This is a genomic window from Microcoleus sp. EPA2 (assembly GCA_020882975.1).
In the GTDB taxonomy this organism is placed as follows: Bacteria; Cyanobacteriota; Cyanobacteriia; order Cyanobacteriales; family Microcoleaceae; genus Microcoleus.
In genome coordinates, this window is sequence record JAHRFD010000006.1 from 188,730 (window position 1) to 209,381 (window position 20,652).

The window sequence follows — 20,652 nt, forward strand, 5'->3', positions numbered from 1 at the left end:
AAAATAGTTGAAAAAGGGAAACGTTATCGACGCTATGCCACCTAGTAAAGGAATCCAGCCTCATCCCAACTCGTTAGCCAATCTCAACCGCTCAGGCGGGCAACCTCGCTATGAAGAACCCAAGAAGCAAAGGAATATCCAGGTAACGTCGGTGGGATGGGAGGGAATTCGCGCGATCGCCATTGAACGCGGATTGAGTCTCAACGAGTTGATAGAACAGATTGGCCGGGGTCTGATTCCCCTTGGCAATGGTGAAAAAAGTAACTAATCGCCAGATATGGAAAGGGAGGTTAGATAAAAAAACTTTCTATCAAATCGTTACCATAAGTTGTTTTGAAATAAAAGACTAATTGGCTTGTTGATTCCCCGAGCGTGCTAACTAACTCTCAAAATTTGCTCAATTAGGGAGACAACTTGCTGCGGTCGATGCTCAAAGTGCTTCTTAATTTGAAATTTTAACGAATCGGCTGGCACATCTTTTTTGTTGAGTTTAATGCGAATATGCTCACTTCGTGGGAGAGTGGAATTGAGCGCTCGAATAACGGTGCGGCATTGTCGAAGAGTCAGGCTATCGACTTGAATGAAGGGTAGATTTAATGTGTCGGTATCGAGTTGAATATTAGAAGCAAATTCGGCTTGAACTTGTAGCGAAGAGGTGAGGCGCTGTTCTTCTGTGGGTTCTGGAGTTGCTGCACATTCGGCAACAGCAGGAAAGGAAGCAATTTTATTGAGAAGAGGCACAAAATCTGGGGCAAGTTCTGCTGAGAGTTTTTCAGAAGGATTCATCCGCTTCGATGCTAACAGCGTAGCGAGATAGTGAACAATTAAGCCACCGTAACCAAAAATTACCACAGTTTCAATTGTGAGGGTAAGAAAATGCTGAATAGGTTCGTACATGATTATAATTTGCAAGTGGAACATCTCTCAAACGCGCTCGCGTTTAATATCAAAGCTTTTAAAAAAAAACAGTTATTTAATTTATTGCAAAAGGGTTTTACGCTGACTTATTGAGCAACCTACATTCTCGGATAAAACCAATTAACCATAACTTACGCTTTGTAACTGTGTTGCAAAGCTTTGAGATTATTCGCCTTACTTGCGGAACCTTTGCTACGCTCGATGGTAAACTCCGTCAAGGGTTCAGAATGACATAATCAAGTTATTACTCCATAAGTGCTATTAACTAAATCCTTGTGAGAATGCGATCATAAATGTCGCAAATCGAATTAATGCGGTGGGTGGGCGGGTAAATAAAATCCTGCTCCAAGCAGGATTTTATCCCCTTTATCGGGGGTCGTCATTGATTACTTGACAAAATCATCAATCTCTTCATTATCGTCAGTTGCCTTTTTCTTATGAGAAGCTTTGACTGCCGATTCGATATAACGGAAGTGCAAGTCAATCACTGCTTGCTCAGATGAAAGCCAGTAAACGTTGCTCAAGATTTCTTCAAGCATCTCGTCAGCCGAGTAGCCTTCATATTGCTTGTTAAACCAAGTATTGAACGCTTCCCAGTCAAGAGCTTTACCTTTCTGCAACTGTCGCTGTTTGGCACGTCCCGTTAACTCGCGGGCAACGTGCAAAAACATCTCGAAGCGCTGTTCTTCAAGAGTTTCTGCAAATTGCTTTTGCATTGGAGTTGGAGCGGATTTGCGATTAGCCATGATTAACACTCCTTGTGTTTTTTCTTCACAACTGAAGCGACGACAGTTCGCTAATTAGAATTAATTCAAAAAATTCCTGGGGTGGGTGGGTGGGTAAAATTAAATTCACAACCAATGCCAAGATTTCATTGATTGTGAATTTTTTGGCTATGCCTCCCAGAGCGCCCTAATTCGGACGGTGGCGACAATCATTACCCTGAATCGCAATTAGTGGAAAAGGCCTCGATAGAGGCAAAAAATGCTCTGCTTTTTCAGCAGAGCTTTCTAATCAAACTTTAGCGATTATTCGTCGTCTTCCTCAAATTCCTCGTCTTCGTCTAGACTAAAATCATCCTCCTCATCGTCATCCTCATCGCTTTCCTCATCGCCTTCCTCGTCATCGTCATCGTCATCAATTTCATCGAGTATGTCATCATCTTCATCATCGTCATCGTCATCCTCATCGAGTTCTTCAGTATCTTCTTCAGAGGATTTAGCTAACTCGTTGCGACGCTTTAAGCTTTGAGCATTGAACTCCATTAAATCGGCAATAGCAGCTTGTGGATTGTCAGCAATTGTATCGTAAAGTTGGCTCATCGCTAAAGCAACAACTTCGACATCATACTTGAGTTCATCAGGCCGGCCAACTAGCTTGGGAAACACAGTATTGTTCCACTCTTGCCAGTCGAATTTTTTACCATTGCCATTGCCGTTGCGCTTGTTCAACTGAGCTTGAATATCCAATCCCAGTTTTTCGCGAATTGCGTGGCCAACCTTTGTCGAAATACGGCTATCGCGACGCTGAATTGTCACACCGTACTTCTTATGAATTGTATTGCGAATCTGTTTGACTAGCTCGACAGCAAGTTGCTCAGGGCTGAGGTTAGGTTGAGGTTTTGATTTAGCTCCATTGTTACTGCCGACTGTTTGACTGTTCTGTTTTTCGGGCGGTTTTGATTTAGCAGGCACTGGTGACTGAGAGCGATTTGGAGTGGCTGCTGTTTGTTTTTTAGTTGTGGCCATGATTGACAATTTAACTTACATAACATCAATTTATGAGTGCCGTTAGGCACAATTACCCCCTCCACTTGAGGGGGAGAATTTCGCTCATTAGCAGGAAGCTAAATCTTAATTATGTTAGTTAAATTTTTAGGTTAAACATCCTCTCTTTAGTTGTATAAATTAATGAAATATTTCACTACATGGTCTAATTTAAGAGCCACTCAAACTCCCATATTTGCCCTCGAATATTACAGTGCAGATCGCCAAAAAATATTGTCATCATTTCATCACTACGCCAGTGAGTGTTGTTTACCTGTTTATTATTGGAATCCTGGCTATGCAACTCTTCAACAGGTGCGGTGTTTGGATAAACATCTCCCGAATTTAGGTTGTCATTCAGATATGGCAAGCGTTTCAGATATTTCCGAGATGTATAATAGTGAATGCGTCTTATGTAAAACTGAGCTATCTGTCGAGAGTGATGTCCTGCAATTTCTGCTGGAAAATGACTGCCCCGGTATCTTTTTATTAGAGGACATTTTGGAGTCAGACAGTACCGAACAGCCTCTTGTCCGCCGTTATTCTCAATTGGCTAACGCATTCTTTGAGCTGAAAGGGCGTTGGGCCAACCAATATTGGGTACTGCTGGGTGAGTACATCCAACTGCCATCAAAGCTAAGTCCATTAATTCCTCTACTCAAATGTCCGTTACCCGATCGCTTTGAAGTCGAAGTTCTTGTAGATAAGTTTTGCGATCGCAATTGTTCCCTTGATTGGGGTTCAGATGCGGTAGCTGCTAAAAAGCGGCTGGCTGTTTCTAGTCTAGGGCTACCAACTGCTGAAATTGAATTAGTGTTAGATCGATCGCTCTCTGTGACTACTTCAGTTGTCCATATCGCTGAGTTGGTATTAGAGCATAAGATATCGCAACTTCGAGACCAGGGGTTGGAGTTCATTGCTTCTCCCGACGTGCCTCATGCTGGCGGTTTAGATTTATTAGACGCTTATTTGAGCGAAGTCGTAAAGCTGTCAGAAGCTGATGCCAAGAAATATCACCTCAGACCTCCCAAAGGAATGCTGCTGTGGGGGCCGCCGGGGACGGGCAAAAGTTTGAGTGCAAAGCTAGCTGCTAAGAAGCTAGGTTATGCGCTTTTAGCAGCAAGTTGGGGCAATATTCTAGGTTCCTCTAATCCAGATCGCGCTCTCAACAAAATGCTGGATACAGCCGATAATTTGGGCGGCTGCGTGCTGTTCTTTGACGATTTTGACAAGGGTTTTTCTGGCTGGGAATCAAATGCTGATGGCGGTGTAGCTAGGCGACTGTCGCAGAAATTGCTCACCTGGATGCAGGAACATGAGAGCCCCGTGTTAATGTTAGCTACTGTTAACCGCTTAGAAATGCTGCCGGCTGAACTTATCCGCAGATTTGACGACGGCGGAATCTGGTTTGTGGATTTGCCACACAGCGGCGCTCGCTATGAGATTTTCAATTTGCACTTAGCTAAGTATTTCCCAGAGCAGTTTGGGGAAGGAAAAGAGAACCTTTGGAGCGACAGGCAGTGGTATTCGCTACTATCTGATTATGCCGGAGCAACGAGTGCGGAAATTGCGATCGCAGTTAAACGCTGTGCTGAACGAGCCTATTGTGAAGGACGACCGGGTTCGATTGAATTGACCCATTTGCGTTATCAGAGAACTCAGTTTGTGCTGTCGTCTGAGCGTTCTTCTGAAGATATCCAGGGGATTCGGAACAAAGCGTCCTTTGCTCGGCCTGCTTCTGGGGGCGATCGGTCTTTATTTGCGGCCCGAGAGCAAGAATTATTCGAGTATCGTCCGCCTGCTTGCGATAAAACTTGAGTGTGCGATCGACAGCAATAGTAGGGTTTTATTCGCATCGAAAAAACTTTTACTGTTGATTTCGTCTAAATACTTTAAGTCGATTTCTCTGCTAGCTGCCGATAATTCCAACATCTCTAAATCTGCCTGTTTTTGGCTTCGGACTTTGGGGTCTTGTTTTCCTTGATGACTCTTCCTTGCCCGCTTCCAATTGACCCCCTTTTTTTGAGTACCCGTCTTAATCGGTCGGGACACAGATCTCAATCATCTCGCATTCAAGCTTGCTCTCTCTTAGAATGCCCAAATTTAGCGAGCGGGTAACAGTGTGAGGTGAAAAGAGTAAGCTTCGCAAACCCAGGTAAATGCAAATTTTCCCTGAATTCTCAGACAAAAGATGCAATAGATGTGCTAGAACCGTAATTTCTCAAATTTACTGAGTAAAAAATGCCAAAGTACAGCGTAGATGAAGTTCTGGGCATCATTCGAGATCTCGCGCCAGAAGAAAAGAGCCAATTGAAAGCTCAACTGCACACTGTTTTAGATGCACCATCTCCCTCTACTGCTTCAGGGGGTCAACAGATGACGAACGCTGTGAGTGGCACCACGTTTGGGGATGGTAATAATGCCTTTAACTTCCAACCCGGTCAGAATCAGGGTGGAAACTACACTGCTTCCACGACTTTTAACCAAACATTGACTCACAAGCAGGAGATTCTGAGTGCCTTAGAGAAGTTGCAGCAGGCAATTAGCAACAGCGAGATCGATCCTCTCAGGAAAGCAGGCGCAGAGGCTCAACTCGATCAGCTCAAAGGGGAATTGAATAAGCCGGAACCCGACAAAGGGTTAGTCGCTCAGACAATCGCTACCCTCAAACAAGGCTTGGAAGGGGTACAGACTTTGGCTGGACCAACGATAGCAGTGGCAAAACTGATTGCTAATGCTTGGGGAATTCCAGTGGTATGAACCAGGAAGCTATTGGCAACTCCTACCAGAACATGAGTAACGCTGTCAGCAACGTTACATTTGGGGATGGGGTTAATACTTTTAATTTCTCTCCGACACAGGTTATTCAATATGTGTCAGTGGATGAGATTAAGACTCGCACGCTGAATCAGACTTCCCCTTACAAGGGGTTGAAGAAGTTTGAGCCGGGAGACTCGGAACATTTTTTTGGTCGAGATCAGTTAATTCTCAGCCTGATGCAGGATGTAACTCAGAGTAATCTGATTCTACTGCTGGGAGCATCAGGAAGCGGAAAATCATCCGTGATTCAGGCTGGATTGATTACTAGGCTAAGAAAAAGTCTTGGCACGAAGTTTACAGAGTTAATCTTCAAGCCCGATCGAGACCCATTCATCTCTTTGTTTTCTGCCCTGCTCGCAAAAGGTCGCAGCCAGACGGAGGCTGGACTGGCTTTAGCAAGTGAGGTCAGTACCTTAAGCAAAGTTGTGACAACACTGAAGCGGGAAGAGGAGTATTGGTTCATCTACATCGACCAGTTTGAGGAACTCTTCACGATTAGTGAGCCAGGGAAGCGCGATCGCTTCATTGAGAGTCTGACTCGACTGTACCAGACTTTGCATGAGTCTCAGAGCAGCTCGGTCAAAATCGTAATGACAATGCGGGCTGACTTTCTAGACCGTTTCAGTCCCTATGCAGATCTGGGTCGGATTGCGCACGGCAATATGCGTCTGATCGCCGATATGCATCGGGATGAGTTGTGGCTGGCAATCGAGCAACCTGCTGCCCAGCATGGCGTCGTATTTGAGGAAGGATTAGTTGGGGAGATTATCAAGGATGTGCAAGGACAGGCAGGGTTTTTACCCTTGCTGCAATATACCTTGGAACTGCTATGGCGCAACGATGATGTTAGCGATCGGACGCTCAATAAGTCAACTTATCGGAACCTGGGCGGGGTGAGAGGATCACTCCAGAAGAGAGTAGAGCAAGTCTTTAACAATTTGAGTGCTGATGAGCAGGCAGCCGCAAAAAACATCTTTTTGAATCTAGTCAATGTTACTGGTTTTGGAGACGCTGATACGTTTGGGAGAGCCGTTAGTAAGAGGGCTTATCGGTCTCAGTTCACTGACTCTCTAGCAATCAGTACTGTCAATAAGCTAGTCAACGAAAATCTTTTGGTTAGCGACGATAAAGACCAAAGCAAGCAATCCACCATCGAGATTGCTCATGAAGCCTTGCTGTCATCTTGGGATACGTTGAAACAGTGGATTGAAGAAGCAAAAGATGTCCTTGCTATTAAGTCCCGATTGGCTGAGGATATGGCACGATGGAAAGACTTGCTGCAAAAAGATAAAGACAGAGCCAATGAGGAACTGCTTGCAGGTTCCAGGTTAGAGCGAATATTAGAACTGAGAGATGAAGGTATTTTTGAATTGAGGTCTATCCCTCTCAGTCCTGGGGAACATCAATTTATTGACGCCAGTGTTGAGTGGCGCGATCGCCTTCTTCTTGAGAAAGAAGATCGGATTAAAAAGCTTGACAAAGCACTAACTGAAGCAAGACTGCGAGAGCAGTCCGCTATAGTAATGAACTCAATAGAGACTCAACCTCTAAATAGTTTGATACTAGCTATCCAATCAGTTGGTACAAATTTAGAAAAACTGCCAGGTAACCTTCTTGCTCCAGTTCAGGTAAGTCTGAATAAAGCAATGGAAGAAGCATATGTTTCAAGAACTCTCTACAGACACAACCATTCCATCGTCGGAACAGTAGCCATTAGCCAAGATAACAATGTCATTGTCAGTGGTGATGAGGGAGGAGAAATTTACATTTGCAGATTAGCTAGCCAGCTTGATGTACTAGCTGTTCAAGCTCACGAAGGCGGCGTGAAATCGATTGCTATAGCTCCAGATGGACAAACCATCCTCAGTGGAGGCAATGATTGCACTGTGCGTCTTTGGAATCTACGAGGTGAGGCGTTTGAGTACTCCTTTGAAGGACACGAAGCTTATGTAAATTCTGTAGCACTTAGCCCAGATGGACAAATTATCGCTAGTGGTGATGCTAGTGGAGTAATTCGACTTTGGAGATTCTCTGGTGAATCGATCGCTGAACCTATCTTAGCTCACTCAGATAGGATTACTTCAATTAGATTTAGTCCGAATGGAGAGCAAATTGCAAGTAGTAGTGCAGATAATACAATTCGCTTGTGGAATTTGAAGGGTGAGCCGATAGGTCAACCGTTTCAGCAAGACGGTATATTTCACATTCATGAAATTGCTTTCAGCCCAGATGGACAACAAATTGTCAGTGGTAGCGATGACCTAAATATACGGCTATGGAGCATAGATGGAAATCCAATAGGTGAACCTTTACACACATTTGCTGTTTACTCAGTGGCTTTTAGCCCTGATGGAAAATGGATTGTTTCTGGTGGTGGCAATACCTTAATATTGCGGGATCTGAGGGGTAATCCAGTTGGCTATCCCTTTAAAGGTCATCAGGGTGATGTTAGAGCCGTAGCTTTTAGTTCTGATGGACAATGGATTATCAGTTGTGGTTCTGACAAAACTATTCAGCTTTGGAGTCTTCAAAGAAGCCTTCTTGTGCCTCCTATTAAGGGACATAGATTGGGGGTTAGAGGCATAGCTTTTAGCCCTGACGGACAACGGTTTGTCAGTGGCAGCGATGATTGCACTGTGAGAATATGGAATATTCTAGGCAAGCCCATTGGAAACCCTTTCGGACATGAAGAGTTTGTTAAGTCTGTTGCTGTTAGCAATGAATATATCGTTAGTGGTAGTTCGGATAAAACTCTAAGATTGTGGGACAAAGAGGGCAAGCTTATTGGTGAGCCTTTCTACGGACATGAAGGACCAGTCGAAGCGGTAGCTTTCAGTCCTGATGGAGAACGAATTGTCAGCGGTAGCCACGATCGGACTCTGCGACTCTGGAATTTGAAGGGACAACAAATTAGAGAACCTTTTAGAGGACACGAAAGCTTTGTTGTATCAGTGGCTTTCAGTCCAGATGGACAAAAAATTGTCAGTGGTAGTACTGATGCAACTTTACGGCTTTGGGATTTGGAAGGTAATCAAATTGGAGAAGCATTTCGAGGACATGAGGATAGTGTATATTCGGTTGCGTTCGAGCCTGATGGAGAACTAATTGTTAGCGGTAGCAAGGATAGTACCCTACGCCTTTGGGATTTGAAAGGTAATCAAATTGGACGAATTTTCCGAGGACATAATGATTCTGTTAATGCAGTGGCTTTCAGTCCTGATGGGCAATTAATTGCGAGTGTTGGTAATGATCGAACACTTCGCTTGTGGAATCGACAAGGTGAACCGGTAAGTCAATCGCTTCAAGAAGAGGCTAATGTTTCTTCAGTTGCCTTTCATAGAATTCTAAATCCCTACGCAAAGTCTTTCCAACAAGTAATAGCTACTGGTGGTGTAAATGGTCTAATTCAATTATGGATAGGTAGTTGGCAAGAATGGTTGCAAGTTTGTTGCAATCGCCTGCGGTTTCACCCTGCCTTGAATAATCCCAGTGAGGTTTTTACAGACCAGAAAGATATACAGGTGGCACAAGAAGCCTGTGAAACTTGTCATAAGTATGTCTGGAAACCAAGGGCAGATAAACTAAATCAACTGGGACTTGCAAAAATCAAAGAGAAAGATTTTCAGACAGCCATTGAGGTTTTAAGTCAGGCGCTAGAGTTCAACCCTGACCATATTGAAGCTTACTACAATCGCGCAGTTGCTTACATCCAAAAAGCAGACTACCTGAACGCAGTTCAGGATTGCGATCGGGCGATTGGCTTGATTCAGAATTGTTCAGTAGCTTTATTTTCTGCACTCCTGGCTACCCTAAAGCGGTTGAAGCGATTTACACGCAGAGGGTTCCATGATTCCACTTCAGATCGTGCTTCAGACCTTGTTTTGGCGATCACGTTCTTGTTCAGCAAACCCAATTACGCCGATCTCCACTACAAGCGGGGAGGTTGTCGTTTGAAGTTGGGTGATAAGCAGGCAGCTAAAGCAGATTGGCAAAAGGCTGCTGATTTGTATAGAAAGCAAGGGCAGATTGCCAAAACTGAGAAGATTTTGGAGTACCTAAAAAAAATTCACTAGCAAATCACTTCTTAAACTAAGAGTAATCTACAGTTACCTCAAGACACAGCATATTCGGTTAGTCTGCGACGTTCTAGGGATTTGAAGGCGAGAACGATAGGGTGTTTTGAGATACCTGCGGCTTCTAGCTCATAGGCAATGCCGTCTTCGGTTCCGTCGTGCTGAATCCAAACTTTGTCGTCTATGATGTCGAGGTGCAGAAAGGGTTCTAGTTGAAATCATCGAGCGATAGGGTAAGGGCGTTAGAAGCTCCCAATTTTTCCTCTCTGCCCACTCGCACCTCAATCTGAGAACCCGTGAACCCGATTCTCTGCAAAGCTTTTAACGTTTTGGGACGAGAACTGAGAACCTGTAAAAGCCACTGTTTGCCGTACCCGACCACCAAACTAGCCCCCGTCAGCCCCACCCGAAATTCCCCGCTGCTCAATCTTTCCCCGTTAACCTCCCCAACTTTCCATCACCTTAATTTCTACCTCGCAAGGAATCGGAGAGAGAAATTTATTCCCGGCTCTGACCATACATTTTTTAAGCAAGGCTTTAACTGGCCTCACTTCTTCAAGAGGACACTCTATTAAAATTTCATCGTGAACGACACAAATCAGTTTACCACCAGTGCTGCTCAGAGGCAGAAAAAGTAGAGCAAGAGCGAGTTTAGTAATGTCAGCACTCATCCCTTGAATTGGGTTATTTAGCATCTCATTAAGCAGCGGTTTAGTATCTTTTGACCATAATCTCCTTCTGCCTAAGACTGTCCGACTCTCTCGAATACCTCGGCTCCAGGCGCTCCGAACTTTGCCGTGAAATTGTTTGATACCTGTATAGGATTCAAAGAACTTCTTACGAAAGTGTGAAGCTTGTTGCAGCGTTAAAGTGACTCCATGCTCTGCTTGAGCCATATTCTTAAATTTCTGTGCTCCCATGCCATAAATTAAACCGAAGTTAATAATTTTGCCGAGCTGTCTGTCTTCGAGAGTAATTTCCGATAAGGGTTTTGCCAGCACCAAAGAAGCGGTCAGAGAGTGCAAATCTTCCCCTTGAGAGTAGGCTTTCACCATCGTGCGATCGCCGGAAACCTTCGCCATGATCCGCAGTTCAATCTGGCTGTAATCGGCTTTGAGCAGGACGTAACCGGGTGCAGCTTTAAAACACTGTCGGGTTTGCTTATCTCTGGGGATATTCGTTAAATTTGGCTCTCGACAACTAAACCGTCCTGATCTAGCACCAATCTGAAACCAATTGGGATGAATGCGCCCTGTAATCGGGTGAATGCGTTCAGGTAAAACCAAAGCAAAAGTATCGATACGAGCCGATAAACTGCGGTATTCTAACAGTGCTTGAATAACGGGATACTCGCCTTGCAAAGGAATTAAATGTTGAGAGCTAGTGGAAGTAACAGGAATACCTTTTTCTTGCAAAGCTGCTAAGACTTGCTTGGGAGAGCGAGGATTAATTGTATCCGTAAATTCCGGCAGGAGAGAGATTTGTTGATTAGGGTTAGGTCGATGGAGTTGTGAATTAATTTGTTTTAAAAGAGAGTCGCGTTGATGACAGAGCTTGACTCCCAAAACTTTCCACTGTTCTCTATCTAAAAGCATTCCGTTGAGTTCCATAGAAGCCACCGCAGGCAGACAGGAAAACTCTAGTAAAGCAGTTTTCCAAAGCTTAGAAGCTTTCAATTTTTGTTGCAGAGCAGCAGCCAGTGGGAGTAAGATTGCAGCATCGGTAGCAGCATATTGGAGTTGAGCGAGTGTTAAGTTTCCCGACCAATCGCTAACTTGCTGCGTTTTGTCTAGCTTTACTTTCAACAAATTCTCAGTGACAGCATCTAGGGACAAATGGCGTTTTAGTCCAGCCGTCAGCACTCGGTAAGCCAGATAGGTATCGAAAAAAGGTTTGGATGGTTCCAGTCCGGCAGAAGCGAGCATTTGCCATTCAAATTTGAGGTTGTGACCTACTTTGAGTGCAGGACTGGCTAGGAGCAAGCGTAATGGTTCGAGGGAACTCGGTTCAATGGCCCATAAATCTACAACGATCGCTGGATGGCCGGGAATGGCAAGTTGTAACAATCTAATTTTGGCTTGGTAGGGGTCAAGCCCTGTCGTTTCGCAGTCTATACCGATTATTTTTGCTTGTTGAAATGGTTGAAGGGCTGTTTCAAGATTGAAAGCAGTATCAATCAGTTGGTAAGGAGTTTTAAGTGTAAGTTGCAACTGAGCTATTTTAAGTTTATTGGGGGTCAAAAGAGTTGGGATAGCGGTTGATATTTTCTGCTTGTTTAGCGGATTAGGTTTCATAATTAGTTCCGTCGATAAAAATAGTACAAGAATATCAATGTGTCCACAATGCACGAAATATTACTATTTTTAAGGAGTTTTCGACATTAGGTAGCTTGAGGATGATGAGTTTTATTTGGGAAATATACGAGTTATAAGTCAATACGCTTGGGCTCAGAACAATTTGACTTCCTTTCACAAGTCTGGAGCTCCGATAAATGCGTGAAATGAAATTCGTCTGAAAGCGCTAACCCAAGCGTATTGAGTTATAAGTCTATTTTTTGTAAATCAATTTAAGTCCTGAACTTTAGGAATAAGGTAAGAGACATAAAGGATGGCGGTTGGTCTAAAAAAAACCAGTTGTTGCCTGGTTTTGATTTAAAATAGTTGCCAACTTTAGAGTCGGCAACAGTTGTTTTGGCTATCCCAAGTGTCGCCTAAAAGGTCGCAGCCTGGTTTGCCATCTGTAATCTTTTTACAAACGGCTGCGTTAGCGTCTGTACGATTAGATTTTGAAAAAGATTTTTAGAGGGAGGTGGGTGGGAAAATATTGCTTGAATTTAAATTTAAAGATTATGACATATAATGTAGTTGTCACAATAATTAGGTTTGGCAATTGAATCGCCCTATCCAGCTTCTTCGAGTTCGAGATCGACAGGTAGTTAATGCTATCCTGACATCCGTTACTGAGAAGCATTTAGAAGATGCCACAACCCTCTGGGAACCAACCCTTCGAGGGAGTGGAGAAGAAGATGAATACTGGAATTGGGTTAGCAAAAGCTATCGAACTCAATTTTTACCGGGAGATGAACTATATGCCATTGAGTGTGATGGCATAACTCAGGGTTTAATGACTATCGATATTTTAAAAAAACGCTGCTATATTGAGTCTCAATTGAGACGAAGATTGGTCTATGTCAGAGCCCTAGCAACGGCTCCCTGGAATCGACCAGCTATTAGCAATCCTCCCACTTATAAAGGAGTAGGTGGAACTCTGATAGATTTTGCGATCGCTCGTAGTGAGGAACTAGGATACCAAGGAAGGATAGGCTTCCACGCACTGCCTGGTGCGCTAGTATTTTATAGAAAGTTGAAAGTGGGGCTGCTAGACTGCGGTCCAGATCCTGAAGAACCCGACAATCTTAATTACTTTGAAACATTAAGGACAGACAGATGAGTAACTCAATTCCCTCCCAGCTCCAATCCACAATAGATGATACAACCAGTTATCCGCGCTTGATGGAACTGATAGAAGCAGAAGATGCAGCTAATGGAGAAGTTGGCTGCGGTCGGAATTTGGGTAATAAACCTTCAGTTTATCTGAAAACCTGCGGTATCAATATCTCTGATGAAAAGCTAAGAAATTTGTTAAGGGAGTATTTAGGTCATTTATTGATGGAGCTAGATTTTGACTCAATCATCAACCAGGTGAGTCATTTCGTAGAGTCATTAGTCGTGCAGGAACACACTCAATTAGAGCAGACAAGACCGGCATTAATGCTCTTAGAATCAGTTGTTGAGCAGATTCCTGCGAAAGAACTCAAACAATGTATTGAGTCAGAATTGGGGGAGTTTTGTTCGGAAATTGCGATCGAGCAAATTGTTCAGTACACTGGTCAAGTGATTTACTATTCAATTCTCCAACCTCGACATAAGTGGCCCAAACCTATTTGGGTACTAAGTGCTCTTGAGAAGGTGTATATTGCTCAGGCATCTAGTTTAGATGCAGCAATTGCTCAAGTTAAAGGACAATATCCCGACGAAACCGGAGAGCTGCAAGTAATCAAAGTCGGAGGTGTTCTCGCACCAAACCAAGTGATTTGCTTGGACTTAATGAACAATTAATAAAAAATGCAGAATATGTCCGGTATTCTGAGTAACGCTGGAGTATGTCTTGTGCAGTTAGCGGTTTCATTGCACGATCGCAAAAAGTTTTCAGCGATGCGAGCGCGATCGCGGTTGGAAAAATGAACTTGCTCAAAATGTTGGGTACGATCGCTCTCTCCAGGTCAACTGTAGGTAATCATTGTAGATTTGGATTAGTTGGAAACCCACTTGGGGCACATTGGTAACAAGTTAGAAGGAAGTAGATTTTGTCAATACCCCTTTATGTAGAAATATAATTGAATAATAATGATAATCAAACAAGGGGTAAGGGTGGGAGAGTCCGCCGACGGCGGACTCTCCCACCGGCAGTGATTATCATTATTAATAAGTTGTTCGCTGACTCTAGTCGCGGGCGATCGATAAGAGTCGCAGGCGATCGATAAGAGTCGCAGGCGTTGGTATGATCAAACGATATAATTGACAAATAATTGAGCGATTGTGTAGGTCAGTAAATATGGCTAAAAGTCAAAAAACCAACCGTGACCACGCCAAAAAAACCACAAGACCGATGGTGGAAGATGAGGCAATCGCCTCGCAACTATCTGCATTATTAACACCAGCCATCACCTCACAAGAAAATTACTACCGTCAACTGGGTTTACGAGGTAGAATTCTCAACTTACCGTTGATGGTAGCAGCAGTATTAACCTTGCTATGGCGAGACGTAGCTGGAGTGACAGAACTCACAAGAATGCTAGCAAGAGAAGGTTTTTTGTGGTGCGGACCCACAACAGTCACTCAACAAGCAATGTCTCAAAGATTTTTAAGTTTTCCTGCCACTTTATTTGAAGGAGTCTTCAAAAATTTATTACCAAGTTTAAGAACTGCTTGGTATCAGAGAAACCAAAGACCTCTACCAGAAAGCATTCAATTTGCCTTGACTAAATTTTCCCGAATTTGGATAGTGGATAGCTCAACACTCGAAGCATTATTTTGTAAGCTCAAAAGCCTGGAAGATATACCCAAAGGGCAGTTGGCAGGAAAAATGGCAACAGTCATAGATTTAATGACCAGGCTTCCTGCCGAGATTTGGTTTTTGGAAAATCCCAGAGCTTCTGATGTTAAGCTTGAAGAAAATATTCTGCAATTAGTCCCAACTCAAACCTTACTTTTACTGGATAGAGGATTTTATCATTTTAGTTTTTGGCTCAAATTAATTGAACGAGATATCCACTTAATTACTCGTTTGAAAAAAGGAGCATCAATTAAAGTAGAGCAAGTATATACCAAGAGTTACGAACTCCGAGATAGTCGGATACGGCTAGGCTCAGGAACTTCAAAAACTCCATTTATTACCTTACGTTTGATTGAAGTTCGTTCCGGTAAAATTTGGCATTCTTATTTGACAAGCGTACTAGATCCTCATGTATTACCTCCCTACGTCGTCGCAGATTTATATCGCAGGCGCTGGAGGATTGAAGATGCTTTTAATACCGTAAAAAGGCTTTTGGGATTAAGTTATTTGTGGACAGGTTCTCTCAACGGCATCCAGCTTCAAATTTGGGGGACTTGGATATTTTATGCACTCTTGGTTGATTTAGGTGATGCCGTTGCTGACCAACTCTCTTTACCAATAGATTCGATTTCATTAGAAATGATTTACCGGGGTCTTTACCATTTTTATGTGGCTCATCAAAAAGGTAAGGCAACTGACTTGATCGAGTATTTCGCCGCGCCCGAAAACCAAGATTTAGGTATTGTTAAATCTCAACGAAAGCCCAATGTTAAGTTAATTGTTTCACCTTTCCCTGATCGACAGCGAGGCAATCACCAATTTTTCTTTGATGCCTCTTCTGAAATCCCCTTGACAACTGGCATACAGGCTTAACTTGTTACCAATGTTCCGGTCTAAGATTATGTACTTCTTCTTTTCTCTTACTTCGTGTCATGAGCGTCTTCGCGGTTGATTAAAATACAAATTCTTTGGGTAGGAAGGGAGTAAGCGCTCATCTCTCAGAAAACCGCTGTATCTCCTTCTGGGTAAATGGATTCTCACCCTTCTTCAGGGCATCAATCCAGCCTTGCCGCTGTTTTTTGCCCTCTGCCGAATCCGTGCCCTTGATAAACGCCTGAAAATCTTCGATCGCCCCTGTCGTATCCCCCGTCAGCGCCCGAGCCACCCCACGACTATCTCGAACCCGGACATTTTTAGGTGCAAGTGCCACCGCCGTATCGCACGCCGCTATCACGGCCTTTGCCCCTTCGTGGGCGGCACCGTGCAGTGCGCCGTACCAACACAGCGTATGCCAAGACTGTTGAGGGATCTTCCAAGTTGCCTCGAACTGCTTTGCTTTCTCGAAGGCATCCAGCGCTTCCTGAACTTTACCCTCTTGGACTAGGTTTTCCCCTTTTTCGATCAAACCGTCGGCAGCCCACTGTTTAATCCTGTCCTGTGCTGGCACCTCAAGGCTGGGCAATAATTTCTGAGCCTGTTGGAACGTCGCGATGGCTTGGCTGACATCGCCTTGCCACGCGATCGATCGACCTCGATTGACTAAAAACTGCGCATTTTCTGCGTCGTTCCAGGCTGAGGTTTGACAGGTTTTGCCAGCCTCTTTCGCCACGGAGAGCATTTCCGCATCCCTAATAAGCAGCGTTTCCGGTGCGACTAAAACGGGATGTAAGATTAATCGGTTGCAGGCGCTCTTGAGCCAATCTTGCCAAGTGCCAACGCGCCAGAGACGAAGCGTGCGATCGGTACTGCCACTGATAATGGTTTTACCGTCCGGGCTAAAGGCAACTGAACTGACTGAACGTGTATGTCCCTTGAGAAACTGACCGATGGGTTGACCGGAGGTGTCCCACAAGCGAATGTTTTTATCGTAACTACCACTGGCAATGGTTTTGCCATCCGGGCTGAATTTCACCGAGTAGATTGAATTGGTGTGTCCTTTAAAGGGTTGACCGATGGGTTTGCCGGAGAGATCCCACAGGCGGAGCGTATTGTCCCGACTACCACTGACGATGGTTTTGCCATCCGGGCTAAATACCGCCGAGTAGACCCCATCCTTATGTCCCTCAAAGGGTTGACCGATGGGATTGCCTGAAGTATCCCACAAGCGAATTTTCCCGTTATAGTCACCACTGACGATCGTTTTGCCGTCCGGGCTCCAGGCGACGGACATGACCCAATTTGTATGTCCCTCAAAGGGTTTACCGATGGGATGGCCAGAGCGATCCCACAGGCGGAGCGTCATGTCATCGCTACCACTGACAATGGTTTTACCATCCGGGCTAAATGCCACTGCGCCTACCGTACCTTGATGTCCTTTAAAGGGTTGACCGATGGGATGGCCAGAGCGATCCCACAGGCGGAGCGTCATGTCTTCGCTACCACTGACAATGGTTTTGCCATCGGGGCTAAATGCCACTGAAAAGACCATACCTTGATGTCCTTTAAAGGGCTGACCGATGGGATTGCCAGAAGTGTCCCACAGGCGGAGCGTCTTGTCTGCGCTGCCACTGACAATGGTTTTGCCATCGGGGCTAAATGCCACTGAGTATACTCCATAGTCGTGCCCGGTGAAGGGTTGACCGATGAGGTAGCCGTGCGTATCCCACAGACGAATCATCCCCTTATCGTCGCTACTGAAAATGGTTTTGCCATCGGGGCTCAATGCCACCGACGAGACTGCACCCACGTGCCCGATGAGGGGATGACTCAGCATAGAATTCCCCCGAAGATTCCAAACAGAAATGGTTCCATCACTCCCCCCACTGACGATGGCTCTACCCGTGGGACTAAATACTACTGACCCAATCGGGGCCCCCTCATGCCCTATGAAGGGTTGAGTGATGAGTTTCCCCGATGTGTCCCACAAACGAATCCGCCCGTCATTGCTGCCACTGGCAATGGTTTTGCCATTGGGGCTAAACGCCACTGACGCGACCTCATCCTCATGCCCCGTCCAAGGTTTACCAATGGGTTGACCCTGACGAGTCCACAGCCGAACCGTTTTGTCCTTGCCGCCACTGGCGATGGTTTTTCCATCGGGACTCAATGCGATCGATCGAATCCCACCCCGATGCCCTTTGAAGGGTTGAGCGACGGGATTGCCAGAAGTATCCCAAAGGCGAATCGTCCCGTCCTCGCCGCTACTGACGATCGTTTTACCATCGGGGCTAAATCGGATTGACCAGACATTGCCTTGATGCCCTTTGAAGCTTTGGCTGATGAGCTTACCAGAGATGTCCCACAAGCGAATCGTCCCGTCTGCACCGCCACTGACGATCCTTTTGCCGTCGGGGCTAAATGCCACAGCATAGAGGGCGATTATAGGCCCATTGGTCAGCGGGTCGAGCGGTTCACCGATGGGATAGCCAGAGGTATCCCACAGGCGAATCGTCCCGTCTTTAGCCGCACTCGCGAGGATTTTGCCGTCTGGACTCAACGCTAATGAGTTGACTCCAGCGGCTTGTCCCTGAATGAGATTACGTTCTCTGGCATCCCCGGTGGCATCGCGCAAGCTAGACTGGATCTCGGCAAAGGTCTCCTGGCGAACCTCTGGCGATGCAGATTGGCTTTCGCCCGTGGCTTTAATCGCCAGAATGAGTGCCTCTAGGGGATCGGCATCGAGCAGCGATTGGACGCGGCCGGCATTCTCGTCTAACTGGGCAATCTTCGTTTGCTCTTGTGCGTCTAGCCACAGCTTTGTGGTAACAATAGTGGCAAGGGTCATAATCCCGATCGCACCCACAGCCGCTCCCGTTAATAGCATCTTATTTTGGCGTTTTAACCCGCTACTTTTGGCTATATATGCCTTTTGTAACTCCGTCGCGACGGGCTGTTTCTTTTGGGTTTGAATGTCTTTCAACCACGCTTCGGCAATGGCTAATTCACTTCCTCGCAACAGTAAATCGTTGGTTTTATTTTTTTGCTCCCATTCTAGCGATCGTTGAGACCATTTCGTATGATTCTGTAAGTGTTCTCTGTCTGTATCGAGGGTTCTGACCAATTGGTTGAAATTGGCATTGAAATCGCCATCGTTTTGATTGAAATCAATCCACTGAACTTTGGCTAACTCTGGGTGCAAGTCGGCTGAATTGACCGATCGATGCAGTAGGGTTACAAACCGCTTATTCAAATTGGCAGCATACTCGACTTCCATCGCGCAATAGGGCGAATTGACCGATTGCGGTGACAGAATAAATAAGAAATTATCGGACGATTGGATGCCCTGCTCTATCTCTCGCGCAAAATCCGATCCCGATGCAATACTTTCTTGGTCGAACCAGGTCGTTTTTCCTTGTAGTTGCAGTTCGTTATTGAGCTTCCGGGCTAAATCTGAATCGGCACGAGAATAGGAAATAAACACATCGAGGGATTCTAAAGGCGGTTGCCGCAAACTTTCAGCGATAAACTCTTCGATTAATGCTGTAGGAAGATACTGCTCTCGTTTCTGTGCCACCTTCAACCACGCCTCGGCACTTCGTAAGTTATAGCCTCGCAGTAAAATACTGGGATTCTTATGCTGTCGCTCCCACTTCAAGGCTTGAGTTAGGAACACTTTATGCTCGTTATAGTAGGCTTCATCTTGATGTAAAATTTTCAGCAATTGACTTTCATCGAGTAAGTAATCGTCTTCTTTTATATTGTCGGTGAGGTCAATATACTGCACGCCCTGTAACGCCTTGGGGATTTCGTCTGCTGACGTTTCCCGCACTAGAACGGGGATAATTCGTTTCTGGAGCGATACGGCATACTCTAATTCTTTGCGAACGTACTCGGATTTTACCGAGTCGGGCGAGAGCAGATAGACCAAGTTATCGGTTTGTTCGATTCCCCGATCGATCGCACTCTGAAAATCTTCTCCGGTTTGAATATCGGTTTTATTCGTCCAAACAGTCAAACTTTCTCGCCTCAGACTGCTGCGAATTTTCTCCATCGTTTCCCGATCCAGATCCGAATAGGAGATAAACACGTGAGTCATCAAGTTGTTGCCATTCTTGATGCTTTCGGTAATATATTCGCAGTGCAAGTCCGTCGGAACGCAAGGTTGTTGTTGTTCTTTAAATCTAATTTTCAGCCAAGCTTCGGCTTGCTTTTTTTCGTCCCCAACTAACAGCCATCGATTTTGTTTTTGCTGCCGTTCCCACTCCAAGGCTTTGGCTAAAAATTGCGTGTGCTGTTTTACATACTCGGCGTGGCGGTTTAGTAACTCTGTCAACCCGGCTAAAGATTTATCAAAATCATCGATTCCCTCGCGAAAATACACCCAGTTAATTTTGCCGATCGCCTGGTGCATATTATTAAAACTCGAATGCAATCCTTTGGCTTTGTAAGCTTCCCATTCTTCATCGGTTCCTGCGGGTTTTCGCTGCTGCCAAATGTTGCGATCGATGTGTTCGACGTGCAGTAAGGGAATTATCCGTTTGTTGCGCCGAATCGCCAGTTCGATTTCTTTGCCGCAATAGGGCGAGTTGATCGAATGCGGAGCGATGATAAATAAGAAGTTGTCCGCTTTCTCGATGCCGTCGTCAATTTGATTTTGGAAATCAACTCCCAGGGGAATATCGTTTTGGTCGAACCAAATATTCAACCCTTGCTCTCGCAGGCGATCGTATAAAATTTTGCCGAAACCTAAGCTGTCTGCGCGTCCGTAAGAGATAAAAGCATCATAAAATGTTGTCATATCTATAATAAGCAAAGAGGGGACTGGGAACGGGAAACAGGGAACAGAGTCATTATCATAATTCAATCCAACAATTGTACAGTGGATATTGTATGTTAGTGATGTGCAAAATTATCTAGCTGGGGTCAATACCTAGCGATAATTCATGTCATCTGAGACTGAAATTATTGCCGTTTCGTTACGCGACATGAAACGCCTAGCGTGTCGCAGGCATAGCTAAATACTTAGGAATGGGAAATAGCGAACAGACTCTTGCCTCGATCGAAGGTCGGGTATAAATTGG

General features: G+C 45.0%; 14 protein-coding genes. 7 read left to right on the forward strand and 7 right to left on the reverse strand.

All coding sequences use genetic code 11. The features are described 5' to 3' along the window. Positions 1-34 precede the first annotated feature (34 nt). Positions 35-268: a hypothetical protein gene (locus AAFP14_RS08650; protein WP_332949736.1), complete on the forward strand. Its 234-nt coding sequence runs from the start codon at positions 35-37 to the stop codon at positions 266-268. A 107-nt stretch (positions 269-375) separates the two neighbouring features. On the opposite strand, the gene AAFP14_RS08655 is transcribed toward AAFP14_RS08650, so the two are convergent. From AAFP14_RS08655 to AAFP14_RS08665, 3 genes are all read right to left on the reverse strand, one after another. After that, positions 376-897: a hypothetical protein gene (locus AAFP14_RS08655; protein WP_341731877.1), complete on the reverse strand. Its 522-nt coding sequence runs from the start codon at positions 895-897 to the stop codon at positions 376-378. 407 nt (positions 898-1,304) lie between these two features. Then, positions 1,305-1,664 carry a hypothetical protein gene (locus tag AAFP14_RS08660; RefSeq protein WP_015179737.1) on the reverse strand — a complete coding sequence of 120 codons (360 nt, stop codon included), beginning with the start codon at positions 1,662-1,664 and terminating at the stop codon, positions 1,305-1,307. A 282-nt stretch (positions 1,665-1,946) separates the two neighbouring features. Then, on the reverse strand, positions 1,947-2,666 hold the full coding sequence (locus AAFP14_RS08665) for a hypothetical protein (protein ID WP_341731878.1): 720 nt from the start codon (positions 2,664-2,666) through the stop codon (positions 1,947-1,949). A 162-nt stretch (positions 2,667-2,828) separates the two neighbouring features. On the opposite strand from AAFP14_RS08665, the gene AAFP14_RS08670 reads away from it, so the two are divergent. From AAFP14_RS08670 to AAFP14_RS08685, 3 genes are all read left to right on the forward strand, one after another. Beyond that, positions 2,829-4,502: an ATP-binding protein gene (locus AAFP14_RS08670; RefSeq protein ID WP_341731879.1), complete on the forward strand. Its 1,674-nt coding sequence runs from the start codon at positions 2,829-2,831 to the stop codon at positions 4,500-4,502. Between the two features lie 423 nt (positions 4,503-4,925). Next, positions 4,926-5,444: a hypothetical protein gene (locus AAFP14_RS08680; protein ID WP_341731880.1), complete on the forward strand. Its 519-nt coding sequence runs from the start codon at positions 4,926-4,928 to the stop codon at positions 5,442-5,444. Then, complete coding sequence (locus AAFP14_RS08685; protein ID WP_341731881.1) at positions 5,441-9,577, forward strand: nSTAND1 domain-containing NTPase; 4,137 nt, start codon at positions 5,441-5,443, stop codon at positions 9,575-9,577. Before AAFP14_RS08680 ends, AAFP14_RS08685 begins: the two co-directional genes overlap by 4 nt. A gap of 38 nt (positions 9,578-9,615) precedes the next feature. Here AAFP14_RS08685 and AAFP14_RS08690 read toward each other — a convergent pair whose 3' ends face one another. The 3 genes from AAFP14_RS08690 to AAFP14_RS08700 are packed head-to-tail and all read right to left on the reverse strand — an operon-like array spanning position 9,616 to position 11,871. Then, complete coding sequence (locus AAFP14_RS08690; protein ID WP_333470111.1) at positions 9,616-9,777, reverse strand: element excision factor XisI family protein; 162 nt, start codon at positions 9,775-9,777, stop codon at positions 9,616-9,618. An 8-nt stretch (positions 9,778-9,785) separates the two neighbouring features. Next, positions 9,786-10,004, reverse strand: coding sequence for a hypothetical protein (locus AAFP14_RS08695; RefSeq protein WP_341731882.1), 219 nt, complete (start codon positions 10,002-10,004; stop codon positions 9,786-9,788). A 10-nt stretch (positions 10,005-10,014) separates the two neighbouring features. Further along, positions 10,015-11,871, reverse strand: coding sequence for a bifunctional 3'-5' exonuclease/DNA polymerase (locus AAFP14_RS08700; RefSeq protein WP_341731883.1), 1,857 nt, complete (start codon positions 11,869-11,871; stop codon positions 10,015-10,017). 595 nt (positions 11,872-12,466) lie between these two features. Here AAFP14_RS08700 and AAFP14_RS08705 point away from each other — a divergent pair. From AAFP14_RS08705 to AAFP14_RS08715, 3 genes are all read left to right on the forward strand, one after another. Further along, a complete protein-coding gene (locus AAFP14_RS08705) occupies positions 12,467-13,027 on the forward strand; it encodes a hypothetical protein (protein WP_333470107.1) in 561 nt (186 codons plus the stop codon). Beyond that, on the forward strand, positions 13,024-13,695 hold the full coding sequence (locus AAFP14_RS08710; RefSeq protein ID WP_341731884.1) for a hypothetical protein: 672 nt from the start codon (positions 13,024-13,026) through the stop codon (positions 13,693-13,695). Before AAFP14_RS08705 ends, AAFP14_RS08710 begins: the two co-directional genes overlap by 4 nt. Before the next feature lie 550 nt (positions 13,696-14,245). Continuing rightward, complete coding sequence (locus tag AAFP14_RS08715) at positions 14,246-15,565, forward strand: IS4 family transposase (protein WP_341731903.1); 1,320 nt, start codon at positions 14,246-14,248, stop codon at positions 15,563-15,565. A gap of 118 nt (positions 15,566-15,683) precedes the next feature. Here AAFP14_RS08715 and AAFP14_RS08720 read toward each other — a convergent pair whose 3' ends face one another. Beyond that, positions 15,684-20,369 (reverse strand): TIR domain-containing protein, encoded by a 4,686-nt coding sequence (locus AAFP14_RS08720; protein WP_341731885.1) that lies wholly within the window; start codon positions 20,367-20,369, stop codon positions 15,684-15,686. Positions 20,370-20,652: the final 283 nt, after the last annotated feature.